The sequence below is a fragment of the Nocardia alba NBRC 108234 genome (assembly GCF_001612665.1).
Taxonomy (GTDB): Bacteria; Actinomycetota; Actinomycetes; order Mycobacteriales; family Mycobacteriaceae; genus Nocardia; species Nocardia alba.
The window spans coordinates 122,871-136,651 of sequence record NZ_BDAX01000030.1 but is presented as its reverse complement, the minus strand read 5'-3'; the positions used below and the strand labels follow the sequence as shown (position 1 = coordinate 136,651).

At 68.3% G+C, this 13,781-nt stretch carries 12 protein-coding genes; 11 read left to right on the top strand and 1 reads right to left on the bottom strand.

What is annotated here, in order from left to right; all coding sequences use genetic code 11:
* Positions 1-710: 710 nt before the first annotated feature.
* The 6 genes from NA12_RS35075 (at position 711) to recN (ending at position 6,986) form a co-directional block, all read left to right on the top strand.
* Entirely contained in the window at positions 711-1,862 is a 1,152-nt protein-coding gene (locus NA12_RS35075; RefSeq protein WP_207905684.1) for a hypothetical protein, read from the top strand.
* Between the two features lie 414 nt (positions 1,863-2,276).
* A complete protein-coding gene (locus NA12_RS28075) occupies positions 2,277-3,170 on the top strand; it encodes an HAD-IIA family hydrolase (RefSeq protein ID WP_067457948.1) in 894 nt (297 codons plus the stop codon).
* Positions 3,171-3,183: 13 nt separating this feature from the next.
* Positions 3,184-3,468, top strand: a complete 285-nt coding sequence (locus tag NA12_RS28070) for a hypothetical protein (protein WP_067457941.1) — start codon at positions 3,184-3,186, stop codon at positions 3,466-3,468.
* 1 nt (position 3,469) lies between these two features.
* Positions 3,470-4,291, top strand: coding sequence for a TlyA family RNA methyltransferase (locus NA12_RS28065; RefSeq protein WP_067457939.1), 822 nt, complete (start codon positions 3,470-3,472; stop codon positions 4,289-4,291).
* A complete protein-coding gene (locus tag NA12_RS28060) occupies positions 4,288-5,217 on the top strand; it encodes an NAD kinase (protein WP_067457936.1) in 930 nt (309 codons plus the stop codon). The genes NA12_RS28065 and NA12_RS28060 overlap by 4 nt, the downstream gene beginning before the upstream one ends.
* A complete protein-coding gene (recN, locus tag NA12_RS28055) occupies positions 5,217-6,986 on the top strand; it encodes a DNA repair protein RecN (protein WP_067457933.1) in 1,770 nt (589 codons plus the stop codon). The genes NA12_RS28060 and recN overlap by 1 nt, the downstream gene beginning before the upstream one ends.
* 329 nt (positions 6,987-7,315) lie before the next feature.
* Here recN and NA12_RS28050 read toward each other — a convergent pair whose 3' ends face one another.
* On the bottom strand, positions 7,316-7,735 hold the full coding sequence (locus NA12_RS28050) for an SRPBCC family protein (RefSeq protein ID WP_067457931.1): 420 nt from the start codon (positions 7,733-7,735) through the stop codon (positions 7,316-7,318).
* Positions 7,736-7,850: 115 nt separating this feature from the next.
* Between NA12_RS28050 and steA the strand changes: the two genes are divergently transcribed.
* The 5 genes from steA (at position 7,851) to xerD (ending at position 13,556) form a co-directional block, all read left to right on the top strand.
* Positions 7,851-9,050 carry a putative cytokinetic ring protein SteA gene (gene steA, locus NA12_RS28045; RefSeq protein WP_067457928.1) on the top strand — a complete coding sequence of 400 codons (1,200 nt, stop codon included), beginning with the start codon at positions 7,851-7,853 and terminating at the stop codon, positions 9,048-9,050.
* Positions 9,047-9,988, top strand: coding sequence for a copper transporter (locus NA12_RS28040; protein ID WP_132370420.1), 942 nt, complete (start codon positions 9,047-9,049; stop codon positions 9,986-9,988). Before steA ends, NA12_RS28040 begins: the two co-directional genes overlap by 4 nt.
* 203 nt (positions 9,989-10,191) lie before the next feature.
* A complete protein-coding gene (gene pyrG / locus NA12_RS28035; RefSeq protein ID WP_067457922.1) occupies positions 10,192-11,913 on the top strand; it encodes a CTP synthase in 1,722 nt (573 codons plus the stop codon).
* A 21-nt stretch (positions 11,914-11,934) separates the two neighbouring features.
* Positions 11,935-12,585: an NUDIX domain-containing protein gene (locus NA12_RS28030; RefSeq protein ID WP_067457919.1), complete on the top strand. Its 651-nt coding sequence runs from the start codon at positions 11,935-11,937 to the stop codon at positions 12,583-12,585.
* A gap of 38 nt (positions 12,586-12,623) precedes the next feature.
* Positions 12,624-13,556, top strand: coding sequence for a site-specific tyrosine recombinase XerD (gene xerD, locus NA12_RS28025; RefSeq protein WP_067457917.1), 933 nt, complete (start codon positions 12,624-12,626; stop codon positions 13,554-13,556).
* Positions 13,557-13,781 lie beyond the last annotated feature (225 nt).

The following is a 13,781-nucleotide window of genomic DNA, read 5'->3' as shown; positions in this document are numbered from 1 at the left end:
GGCGTGAGGGCGGAAGTGACCGTCCCGCTGGTGGTTTCGACCGCGGTGGTGACCGTGGCGGATACCGCGGCAACGACGACCGTCCCCGTGGCGGTTCGGGTGGCGGCTTCCGTCGCAACGAAGGCGACGACCGGTCGCGCGGCAGCTCCGATCGTGGCAGCGACCGTGGTGGTAGCTCCGATCGCGGTGGGTTCCGTCGTAATGAGGGTGGCAGCGACCGTCCGGGTGGCGGGTTCCGCCGTAGCGACGGAGATGACCGGTCGCGTGGTGGTTCCGATCGTGGCGGTTACCAGAAGCGCGACGACAAGGGTGGTTACCCGCGTCGTGACGACAGCGGCAAGGGCGGCTACCAGCGTCGCGAGGACGACCGCGGTCGCGGCGGCTTCAAGCGTGACGCGCGCTCCGGTGGCAGCCAGGGCAGGTTCGTCGACGAGGACGGCAAGCCGCTCGACGGCACCTACCGGGAGAAGCGTCGTGAGCGCGACAGCGACGTGCTCGGCGTTGTCTCGGCAGCGGCTGCCTCCGAGAGCGACGAGTCGACCTTCGATGACGACAGCCGGGCCGAGACCGGTGCGTCCGACAACACGTCGGCGGCACCGGGCGACAAGCCTTCGGTCGACGAGTCGGTAGCGTCCACTGAGCAGTCCGAGGACAGCGTGAGCTCGGCCGCGCCGCGGGCAACCGATAAAGACAACGACACGGCAACCGCGATCGACCGTGATGAAGATGAGCGTCCCAGCGACGCCGACCGCTCCGGCGAGGAGCCCGACAGCGACAGCTCGCGGGTGGCCTCGGATCTCGACAGTCGGCCGCGTGCCGCCGATCGCGGCTCGAACCGTGGCGATGTGAATGACGCCGACCGTGACGATTCCGACCTCGACGCGCCGCCGCGTGGCGCCGATCGCGACAATCTCACCCGAGGCGAGTCGGATCGCGACGACCGTTCGAGCAGTGCCGATCGCGATGACCGGTCCAGCAGTACGGATCGTGACGACCGGGCCGACGGTGCCACCGATCGCGGCGAACGGCGTGGATTCGCGGATCGCGGCGGCCGTTCCGACCGTGACGACCGGCCGCGTACGTCCGGTGGCGCGTCGCGCTCGGATGACTTCGGCGATGACCGTCGTCGTGGCGGCGAAGGTGCGCGGACCACAGGTAGCCGTCCCGACGATCGCCGTGCGGCGCGTCCCGAAGAGCCTGATCTGCCCGAGGACGTGCAGGCTACCGATCTGGATCCGGCTGTGCGCCGCGACCTGCTGAGCCTGGACAAGAACAATGCCGATTCGGTGGCCCGGCACATGGTGATGGCGGTCGAGCTGCTCGAGGACGACCCGCGCGCGGCACTGGCGCACGCTCGGGCCGCACGGCAGCGTGCGGGCCGGATCGCGGTGGTGCGGGAGACCGCTGGTGTGGTGGCCTACCACGCCGAGGAATGGGCCGAAGCGCTGTCGGAGCTGCGGACCGCACGCCGTATGTCGGGTGGTGCCGGTCTGCTCGCGGTGATGGCCGACTGTGAGCGTGGTCTCGGCAGGCCCGAACGGGCCATCGAGCTCGGTCGCAGCGAGGAAGCGCAAACGCTCACCGGTGACGAAGCCGCCGAACTGCGGATGGTCGTGGCGGGCGCGCGGATGGATCTGGGACAGTTCGACCAGGCCGTCGTGACCTTGCAGGCCGCCGATCTGGACCCGTCACGCACGGGCTCGGCCGCGGCGCGCCTGTTCTACGCCTACGCCGACGCGCTGGTGGCAGCGGGTCGCACCGATGACGGGCTGCAGTGGTTCCTCAATGCCGCTGCCGCCGATCTCGACGACGAAACCGACGCCGAGGAGCGGGCCACCGAACTCACCGGCGACGCGCAGTAGCAGGACCACAAGGGCCGCGGGTCGGGGACCGTCACAGGTTCCCGACCGGCGGCTTTTCCCATGTCGGCGAAAACGATGCGGCCGACTCGGTTGGGTCTGTCATGAGGTAACCGAATCGGCTGACCGGACGTTCCTCGTTCAGCAGTGGTCGGCGAGCGTGCAGATCTAGCGAGTGTGTGGTGTTCGCCACGTGGCAGGGCGTGGCGTCGCTGCCACGCGATATATCGGTGGGTGTCCGCGGCGCGCTCGGTGAGAAGTACGGAAACCGGGCGGACCGGGGGTGAACCCGTCCGGCATGCTCGATCATGAAGAGTGCGAGCGCTATTGGACAGTCGAGGAGAACCGAAGCTGTCGGTGGCCTCGCTTAGGGTCGCGGATGTGCTCGACCCGGCAGTGACAACGGAGTGAGGGTGGATGGACCGGCTACGCGATCGATACGAGGCATTGCTGCTCGACTTGGACGGAACGCTGTACCGCGGACCCGACGTCATCGAAGGTGCGCCCGAAGCGCTTGCCCCGGAAGGTGATTCGGCGCAACGGCTCGTGTATGTCACCAACAATGCCGCGCGTGGCCCCGGTGCCGTGGCGCACCACCTGGACGAACTCGGTTACCCGGCCACCGCGGACGATGTGGTGACCAGCGCGCAAGCCGCCGCTCGCATGCTGGCACAGCGGCTGAGTCCCGGCGACAGAGTGCTCGTCGTCGGCACCGACGATCTGGCCGCCGAGGTGAAGGCGGTCGGCCTCGACCCGATCCGTCGGTTCGGGCAGACCCCGCCTGCGGCTGTCGTGCAAGGTCACTCGCCGACGACCGCGTGGCCCGACCTCGCCGAGGCCGCCTACGCGCTACGCGCCGGCGCGCTGTGGATCGCCGCGAATACCGACCGCACCCTGCCCAACGAGCGCGGCCTCGCCCCCGGCAACGGCTCGATGGTTGCGGCCCTGGCTACTGCCTCCGATGGTGAGCCCCTCGTCGCGGGCAAGCCCTACGCGCCACTGATGGAAGACGCGATCGAGCGAGCGGGCACCCGCCGCGCGCTGGTCGTCGGCGATCGGCTCGACACCGACATCGAGGGCGCCAACGGCCTCGGTCTCGACTCGCTGCTGGTGCTGACGGGAGTGAGCACACTCGACGAGGTGATCGGTGCGCCCGCCGCCCGGATCCCCACTTACGTCGCGGCCACCCTCGATGCCCTCAACGACGCCGCTGTGACGCAAGCCGTGGCACCGGCCGACATCGCGGAACTGTTGCGACAGTATCCCGGCAGGGCGGTACGGGTGCGCGCGGTCGATTCGGAAATCCGATAGCGTTGACGCCACGATGAGTACTGCGAGTTCACCGCCGAACGGCGCGTCACAGCCACCGAGGCCCGGGATTCCCGTGCCGGGCGCTCACCTGCCCGGCGCACCGGCGCATCAGGAACCGGCCGATCCGCTCCGGATCAAGTCCGAGGTCGACGCACTGCTCGCCGAGCTCGGTCCGCGTCCTGTCGCGGGCCCAGCGGAGAACACCGAGGCCGGTGCCGACATCACTCGTCGTGCGCGCATCCTCGAACAGGCGCACGACGTGCTGGTGGACGCGCTGGCGACAGTGGACAAGATCTGAGGTGGCCAGACGAGCGCGGGTGGACGCCGAGCTGGTTCGACGCGGATTGGCGCGATCGCGAGAACACGCGGTCGAACTGATCGGCGCGGGCCGCGTCCTGATAGCTGGAACAGTCGCCGTGAAACCGGCGACGGCCGTGGAAACGGGAACCCCGCTGATCGTGCGGGAAGAACCCGACGAGGTGTCGTGGGCCTCACGTGGCGCGCACAAGCTGCTCGGCGCGCTCGAGGCATTCGAAGCCGAGGGTCTGGGCATCGACGGCAAGCGGTGCCTGGACGCGGGTGCGTCGACCGGCGGGTTCACCGACGTGCTGCTCGACAAGGGCGCGCGCGAAGTGGTCGCGGTCGATGTGGGCTACGGCCAGCTGATCTGGCGACTGCAGAACGACGACCGGGTCCGGGTGTTCGACCGCACCAACGTGCGCAACATCACCCCCGAATCCATCGGTGGCACAGTCGAAATCGTCGTCGGCGATCTGTCGTTCATCTCGCTCGGGCTCGTCCTGCCCGCACTGGCGGCATGCGCGGGCGACGGCGCCGACCTGCTGCCGATGGTGAAGCCGCAGTTCGAGGTCGGCAAAGACCGGGTCGGCGCGGGTGGTGTGGTGCGTGATCCCGCGCTGCGAACCGAGGTGGTGTGCGATGTCGCGACCGCCGCCGCCGCGCTCGGACTCCGAACCCTCGGTGTGGTCGCCAGTCCGCTGCCCGGCCCGTCGGGCAATGTCGAGTACTTCCTGTGGTTGCGCAAGGTCGGTCCGTTCGACCACGACGCCGAACAGGTGCGGGCGATGGTCGCGCAGGCAGTCGAGGAGGGTCCGCAGTGAGCACTCGAGCCGGCGGCAGGGAGATTCTGCTCGTCGCCCATCCCGGTCGCGCCGAGATCATCGAGACGGCGCACCGAGTGGCGAAGATCTTCGCCGAAGCGGGCATCTGCCTGCGGGTGCTGGCGGACGAGGCCGACAGCACCCGGTTCGAGGACGAAGCCGGATACCCGGTGCGGGTGGTGCCGCACAGCCCGTCCGCGGCCAAGGGCTGTGAGATGGTGCTCGCGCTCGGTGGCGACGGAACGTTCTTGCGCGCTGCCGAACTCGGGCGGCCCACCGGTGTGCCCGTGCTCGGAATCAACCTGGGCCGCATCGGTTTTCTCACCGAGGCCGAGGCCGAGAACCTCGACGAGGCACTCTCGCAGGTGGTCGATCGCGACTACCAGGTGGAGAACCGGATGACGATCGATGTCACCGTGCGCGTGGACGACACGGTCGTCGGCCGCGGCTGGGCGCTCAACGAGGCCAGTCTGGAGAACGCCCAGCGGATGGGTGTGCTGGAAGTGGTCCTCGAAGTGGACGGGCGGCCGGTCTCGTCGTTCGGGTGCGACGGCATCCTCATCTCCACCCCCACCGGGTCGACCGCCTACGCGTTCTCAGCGGGTGGGCCGGTGGTGTGGCCCGAACTGGAGGCGATGCTGGTGATCCCGAGCAATGCGCACGCGTTGTTCGCGCGGCCACTGGTGACCAGCCCGGAGTCGCTGATCGCGGTGGAGACCGTGGCGACCGGACACGATGCGATCGTTTTCCTCGACGGCAGACGCACTCTCGCGTTGCCGCGGGGCGGCCGTGCCGAAATGGTGCGCGGCGAACATCCGGTGCGCTGGGTGCGGCTCGATTCGGCACCCTTCGCCGACCGGATGGTGCGCAAGTTCCAACTGCCGGTCACCGGCTGGCGGGGCAGACAGCGAACGGAAGAGCACTGATGCTGACAGAGATCAGGATTGACGGACTCGGTGTCATCTCGACGGCCACCGCGCAGTTCCACGCCGGTCTGACCGTGCTCACCGGCGAGACCGGTGCGGGCAAGACCATGGTGGTCACCAGCCTGCACCTGCTCAGCGGTGCGCGCGCCGACGCGGGACGGGTACGCCTCGGCGCGGCGAAAGCCGTGGTGGAGGGTCGTTTCGTTGTCGACGACGTGAACGACGCGGCGCGCGTGGCGGTTCGGGAGGTGCTGGAATCGGCGGGCGCCGAGTCCGACGAGGACGGCAGCGTGATCGCGGTCCGCACCGTCAACAGCGACGGACGCTCGCGCGCGCATCTCGGCGGGCGTGGCGTGCCCGCCGCGGTGCTCGGTGAGTTCACCTCCCGGCTGCTGACCGTGCACGGCCAGAACGACCAATTGCGCTTGCAGCGGCCCGAACAGCAGCTGTCGGCACTGGACCAGTTCGCCGGCGACGGCGTCGCCGGACTTCTGCGCAAGTATCAGGTGCATCGCCGGTCCTGGCTGGACGCGCGGGCCGAACTGCTCGAACGCACCGCGCGCAGCAGAGAATTGGCACTGGAGGCCGACCGGCTCAAGCACTCGCTCACCGAGATCGACGGCATCGCGCCCGAACCCGGTGAGGACACCCGCCTGGTCGCCGAGATCCGCAGACTCAGCGACCTCGATTCGCTGCGGGAGGCGGGCGCCGCCGCGCACGAGGCACTGTCGGGCCCGACCGACGCCCCGGCCGACGGTGGCGGCGTGCTGGATCTGCTCGGTGGTGCCCGAGCCCGCCTCGACAGCGCCGACGATCCGGCGCTGTCCGCATTGGCTCCCCGCCTCGGCGAGGCGATCGCGGTGGTGGTCGACGTGACCACCGAACTCAGCAGCTACCTGTCGGAATTGCCGTCCGACCCCAGCGCGCTGGACACGATGCTCAACCGGCAGGCCGAGCTCAAATCGCTGACTCGTAAATACGCGCCCGATATCGACGGTGTGATCGCGTGGGCCGACGAGTCGCGCTCGCGCCTGGACTCGCTCGATGTGTCCGAGGACGCGCTGGCCAAGCTGGCAGGCGAGGTCGCCACGGCCGCGGGCAAGGTACGGGAGGCGGCCCGCAAACTCAGTGCCGCGCGGGCGAAGTCGGCCGGCAAACTGGCGACCGCGGTGAGTACCGAACTCGGTGGCCTCGCGATGGGCAAGGCGCGACTGGAAGTCCAGGTTCGCCCGTTACCGGCAGGCCCGCAGGATTCGGCGCCGCTCGAAGTCGACGGTGCCCAACTGCACGCGGGATCGAACGGGTGCGACGAAGTCGAGTTCCGGCTCTCCGCGCACTCCGGCGCGCAGTCACTGCCGTTGAGCAAGAGCGCTTCCGGCGGCGAACTCTCACGGGTGATGCTGGCCCTGGAAGTGGTGCTCGCAGGCTCCGATCACGGCGCGACGATGGTGTTCGACGAGGTAGACGCAGGTGTCGGCGGCCGAGCGGCGGTGGAGATCGGCAAGCGCCTGGCCCGCCTGGCCCGCACCCATCAGGTCATCGTGGTCACCCACCTGCCCCAGGTAGCGGCCTTCGCGGACACCCACCTGGTGGTGAACAAGTCCGACGATGGAAAAGGCAAGGTGGACAGCGGCGTTCGCACCCTGACCGACGACGAACGAGTGGTAGAGCTGGCCCGCATGCTCGCCGGCCTGGATGACACGGAAACCGGCCGCGCCCACGCGGAAGAACTACTCGAAACCGCCCGAGCCGAGCGCCTACCCGCCTGAACGATCAATACCGCACGACCAATCCCCAGCCCGCCCCACCACACCTGTCTACCTGTCCTCCACACCCCACACCCCACACCCCACATTCCCACCCACCGCACTCCCGACCCCTAGGGAGGGACGGCCACAAAGTGGCCGGTCGCGGCCGGGCCACCGGTTAGCCGCCGGGGCGTACGCGACGAAGGAGCAAGCCCCGGTGGCTAACCGGCGGCCCCCAGGGGCCGCGACTCGAGCGCGCCAGCGCTCCAAAAACACAGCCAGTGCCCTAAGGACTACCGAACCCCAAGCCCCAACCCCCACCAAACCTCAGCGCAGCGCCGTACCAACCCTCAGCGCAGCGCCTTACGCACACCACCGAGAAGCTGATTGGTCAGCTGCCGCAGCCCGAACTCGAGCACCGGCGCAGGCACCGGCAGCGAAGGCTCGGACTCCATCGTGTACACCACCCGGGTACCACCCTCGGCAGTATCAGCGAAGTCGATCGTGCCGACGTGGCGCTTGACGGGCGCGCCCTTGATGATCTTGTACTCCATCCGCTCACCGGGAACGAGCGCAGTGATCTCCTCGGTGACGCCGACCTTGCCGAGGCCGAGCGTGTGCTGGGCGCCGACACCGGTGATCGGGTCGCCCGCCTTGATGAGCTTGACCTGGATCGGCAGGTACGGGCTGACGCTCTCACGCTCGGTGAAGAGGCGGTAGACGATGTCGCGAGGTGCGTCGAAGACCGTCTCGACGGTGCTACGTGGCATGGATGTGTCTCCTGTCCGAAATATCTGTGACCTGGAGCATACGGGTAGTCGTCAGCCGTCCGCCGACCGGCGCGCCTCCACCAAAGGTTGAGGGTTTGGCTTCATCATCGGCCTCATGAAGATGCCGGCGTTGTTGTCACGGAACACGGAAACGTTGCCCGGTGTCGCCGGGATCGCCCGGGTGGATCGCGATACCGGACGATTGCTGCGGCGCGTCGGTGCCGGGGACGTGGTCGTCCTCGACGAGACCGACCTGGACCGCCACACCGCCGATCGGCTGGTCGAGGCGGGGGTGCTCGCGGTGATCAATACCTCGCCGTCGATTTCGGGTCGGTATCCCAATCTCGGACCGGAGGTGTTGGTGGCCAATGGGATCGTGCTGATGGACACGGTGTCCTCCGACGCGTTCGGCAAGATCAAGGACGGGACAAGGGTCCGCATCGACGGCGGCATCGTCTACGCCGACCGGTTGACGAAGAAGGAACCCGAGGTTCTGGTCGAGGGCATCGAGTTCGACGAGTCGGCCATCGTCGACCGGATGATCGAGGCGCGCAACGGTCTGGCCGATCATCTCGACGCGTTCGCGGGCAACACCACCGAATACGTGCGCACCGAGAGCGCGCTGCTGATCGACGGTGTCGGCGTGCCGGATATCGAGCTGGACATGCGCGAACGGCATGTGGTCGTCATCGCCGACGGTTCCGGTCATCTCGCGGAATTGCAGCGGCTCAAGCCGTTCATCAAGGAGTACGCGCCGATTCTGATCGGGGTGGGTCGTGGCGCCGATACCTTGCGCAAGCTCAAGTACACGCCCGACCTGATCGTCGGTGAACCCGACGAGATCAGTACCGAGACCTTGAAGTCCGGCGCCGAGATGATCCTGCCCGCCGATACCGACGGCCACGCCAAGGGCCTCGAGCGCATTCAGGATCTCGGCATCGGCGCCACCACGTTCCCGTCGTCGGGTTCGCCGACCGATCTCGCGTTGATGCTGGCCGACCACCACGGTGCGTCGCTGATCGTGCTGGCGGGCGCTCCCGCTTCGCTCGAGGACTTCTTCGACCGTGGCCGCCGTGACAGCAATCCGGCCACCTTCCTGACCCGGTTGAAGGTCGGGGCGAAGCTGGTCGACGCGAACGCGGTGTCGACCCTGTATCGGCATCGTTCCGCGGGCGCCGCGGTAGCGCTGGTGGTGCTGGCCGCGCTGGTGGCGATCGTGGTGGTGATCTTGGCTTCGCACAACGGTTCCGAAGTGTTGGACTGGGCGATCGAGTACTGGAACAGCTTCGTGCTGTGGGTGCGTGGTCTGCTGTGATCTCGTTGCGTCAGCACGCCATCTCGATCGCGGCGATCTTCCTCGCGCTCGCGGTCGGCGTGGTGCTCGGGTCGCACAGTCTCGCGGGCGACATGATCTCGGGCCTTCGGTCGGACAAGACCGACCTGAACGCCGAGGTCGAAGAGCTGACCGCCCGCACCGCCCGACTCACCGCGGGCCTGGAGTCCGCCGACCGGTTCATCGCGGGCTCGGCGGCCCGCATCTTGAACGGCACCCTGGCCGATCGCACCGTCGTGGTTCTCACGACCCCCGACGCCGACCCCGCCGACATCGACGGCGTGAGCGACTTCCTGCGCACGGCGGGCGCCACCGTGACCGGCCGCGTCGCCCTGACGGCGTCGTTCGTCGACGCGGGCGAGGGCGACCGCATGCGCTCCACGCTGACCAACATCGTCCCCGCCGGCGCCCAACTGAACACCGGCGCGGTAGACCAGGGCAGCATCGCGGGCGATCTCCTCGGCTTGGCCCTACTCCAAGACCCCGCGACCAACCGCCCCCGCAGCACCCCCGAGGAACTGTCGCTGATCCTCGAGACCCTCCGAGGCGGCGACTTCCTCACCTACACCGACCCCCCGACGAGACCCGCGCAACTAGCCGTCGTCATCACCGGCAACGGTGTCGAACCCGACACCGGCCAGGGCGCGACTATCGCCCGCTTCACCGCGGCCCTGCGCGCCAGAGCCGCGGGCACAGTCCTCGCCGGCCGCACGGGCGCCGCCGAGCCCGACGCCCCGATCGGCAACGTCCGAGCCCAAGCCCCCCTCGCGACCACAGTCACCACGGTCGACAATATCGACCGCGAAATAGGCCGGGTAACAACAACACTCGCCCTGACAGAACAACTCACCGGCGGCGCGGGCCGCTACGGAACCGGCCCGACGGCGACTTCGCTGACCCTCGTAGCAATGCCCCGCTGACCGAGACCCCCGCCACTCTCCCCACGCGAATTCCCACGACCCGCGTACCGACGCGACAACTGATCACCCGAGAACATAGGTAACTCCTCGGGTACGCCCAGAGGCCGCTCAGCGCCTCTCCGCAGGCCCGCGAACCCAACACGCCGCCCGCAAACGACCGGCAAAATACGCGGAGTGGCGGACTAGCGGTACAGTGGTGGTCCGTGGGTCATCAACGGAATCAGGCTAAAAATGCCACCAAGCACATCTTCGTGAGCGGTGGCGTCGCCTCCTCTTTGGGTAAGGGTCTCACCGCCTCCAGCCTCGGTCAGCTCCTGACCGCACGCGGTATGCGGGTGACGATGCAGAAGCTCGACCCGTATCTCAATGTCGATCCGGGCACCATGAATCCGTTCCAGCACGGCGAGGTGTTCGTCACCGAGGACGGCGCCGAGACCGACCTGGACGTCGGGCACTACGAGCGTTTCCTCGATCGCGATCTGACGATGGACGCGAATGTGACCACCGGCCAGATCTATTCGACGGTGATCGCCAAGGAGCGCCGGGGCGAGTATCTGGGCGATACGGTGCAGGTCATCCCGCATATCACCGACGAGATCAAGAGCCGCATCCTCGCGATGCAGGGGCCCGATCTCGAGGGGCACGTGCCGGATGTGGTGATCACCGAGATCGGCGGCACCGTCGGTGACATCGAGTCGCAGCCGTTCCTCGAGGCGGCCCGCCAGATCCGGCACGACGTGGGTCGCGACAACGTGTTCTTCCTGCATGTGTCGCTGGTGCCGTATCTGGCGCCCTCGGGTGAGCTCAAGACCAAGCCGACCCAGCATTCGGTGGCCGCGCTGCGCAATATCGGTATCCAGCCCGACGCGCTGATCCTGCGTTGCGACCGGGAGGTGCCGCAGGGTCTCAAGAACAAGATCGCGCTGATGTGTGACGTCGACGTGGAGGCGTGCATTTCCACGCCGGACGCGCCGTCGATCTACGACATCCCGAAGGTGCTGCACAGCGAGGGCCTCGATGCCTACGTGGTGCGCAAGCTCGGGCTGCCGTTCCGCGATGTGGACTGGGCGGTGTGGGGCGATCTGCTCGATCGCGTGCATGCTCCGCGTGAGACCGTCGAGGTGGCGCTGGTCGGCAAGTACGTCGATCTGCCCGATGCCTATCTGTCGGTGACCGAGGCGCTGCGCGCGGGTGGTTTCGCGCATCGCGCCAAGGTGAGCATTCGCTGGGTGCCGTCGGACGAATGCGCAACCGAGGCTGGTGCGCAGGCGGCGCTGCGTGATGTCGACGCCGTGCTGATTCCCGGCGGGTTCGGCATTCGCGGCATCGAGGGCAAGCTCGGTGCGATCGGTTATGCCCGCCGTCGTGGTATCCCGCTGCTCGGGCTGTGTCTCGGTTTGCAGTGCGTGGTCATCGAGGCGGCGCGTTCGGTCGGTATCGCCGACGCGAACTCCGCGGAGTTCGAGCCGGACACGAAGAACCCGGTCATCTCGACCATGGCCGATCAGGAAGACGTCGTCGCCGGCGATGCCGATCTGGGCGGCACCATGCGCTTGGGCGCCTACCCCGCCACCTTGAAGAAGGGCTCGGTCGTCGCGCAGGCGTATGGCACCGAGAATGTGTCCGAGCGGCACCGGCACCGGTTCGAGGTGAACAACTCCTACCGCGATGCCATCGCCAAGAGCGGGTTGGTGTTCTCGGGCACCTCGCCCGACGGGCACCTGGTTGAGTTCGTCGAGTACCCGGCTTCGGTGCATCCGTTCCTCGTCGCAACCCAGGCGCATCCGGAGCTCAAGAGCCGTCCGACCCGGCCGCATCCGCTGTTCGCGGCGCTGATCAACGCCGCGTTGAAATACAAACTGGCCGAACGCCTTCCCGTAGACTTCCCGGAGGAAGAGCTCGCGGAGCAGGCCGCGGAAGCCTAGGAACATCGGCGATAGGAACGCATGAGCGAGCCCGGTAGTCACGACTTCGAGACGGTGTCGAGCCGGGTGCTCTACAGCGGTGCGATCCTGGCCCTGCGTCAGGATCAGGTCAGGATGCCGGACGGGCGGGTCGCCGAGCGCGAGGTGATCGAGCATCACGGTGCGGTCGCGGTGCTCGCGCTCGACGACGACGGCAATGTCGTCCTGATCCGTCAGTACCGGCATCCGATCGGCACCCGACTGCTGGAATTGCCCGCCGGGCTGCTCGACATCGACGGCGAGGACCCGCTCACCGCGGCCAAGCGAGAGCTGGCCGAGGAGACGGGCCTCGCCGCCGCGCAGTGGTCGGTGCTGGTGGATGTGGCGTTGTCGCCGGGTTTCACCGACGAGGCGCTGCGCGTGTTCTTCGCGACCGGTCTCAGCGTCACCGACCGGCCCGATCCCGAGCACGAGGAAGCCGACCTCGAGCTGGTGCGCATGCCGCTCGCCGAGGCGGTGCGGGCAGCGCTCGCGGGGGAGATCGTGAACGCGACCGCGGTCGCGGGGGTGCTCGCCTATGCCGCGGCCGCGGCGAGCGAGGTCCCGCTGCGCGCGGCCGACGCGCCATGGCCCGGTCAGCCGACCACGTTCCTGCGGCGCAAGGCCGCAGCGGCGCACGGTAACCACCCGTGAGCACCGCAGCGGTCGGCGGGGACTAGACAGGCGAGGGTGTGCTCGAGCGGGAGATAGACGCCTATCTCGACCATCTCGCGGTCGAGCGCGGCGCCGCGCGCAACACCCTCGGCGCCTACCGTCGCGACCTCGCTCGATATCGGAGCTTCTTGACCGGACGCGGTGTCGAGTCGTTGGGCGCGGTGGCCCAGGGCGACGTCGCCGAATTCACCATGGCGTTGCGCGCGGGCGGTGCCGACTATCCAGCGCTGGCAGCGGGTTCGGTGGCGAGGGCGTTGATCGCGGTGCGCGGGCTGCACCGGTTCGCCGCCGCCGAGGGCGTCACCGACAGCGATGTGGCGCATGCGGTGAAACCACCCGCACCGGGCCGCCGGTTGCCCAAAGCGCTGCCCTACGACCAGGTTCTGCGCCTTCTCGAATCGGTGGGTGACGAACCGGAGGGACCCGATGGCGGCCCGCGCGGACTGCGCGACCGGGCGCTGCTGGAGTTGCTCTATTCCACGGGCGCGCGAATTTCGGAAATGGTGGGGCTCGATGTCGACGATATCGACGCCGAGCAACGCTGTGTGGTCCTGCGTGGCAAGGGCGGAAAACAGCGTCTCGTTCCGATCGGCCGTCCGGCGCTCGGGGCCGTCGACGCGTACCTGGTGCGTGGTCGACCCGCCCTTGCCGCGAGCGGAAAAGGTTCCGGCGGCGCGCTTTTCCTCAATGCTCGCGGCGGCAGGCTGTCGCGGCAGAGCGCGTGGCAGGTCTTGCAGACCGCGGCCGAACGCGCCGGAATCGAGGCGACGGTCTCGCCGCACACGCTGCGCCACTCGTTCGCGACCCACCTGCTCGACGGCGGCGCCGATGTGCGGGTGGTGCAGGAACTGCTCGGCCACGCGTCGGTGACCACGACCCAGATCTACACGCTCGTGACGGTGAGCACCCTGCGTGAAGTGTGGGCGACGGCCCATCCCCGTGCGACGTGAACGGCCACCTCCGATACGCGCTGAGCAGGTATCGTGCGAACACGCCCGGCGTTGCCATGCTGTACCTCACCGGTCCGAGCGGTAGCGTCTACCCACAGTTGGACCGTACGAAAGCGAGCCGATCCCGGATCGGCATCGCTACCCTCGACAGGGGTTACCGGCAAGGAAAACGCATAAGGAGCAGCGGATCGTGACGACAGCGGAAACACCGTGGGACGGTGGACC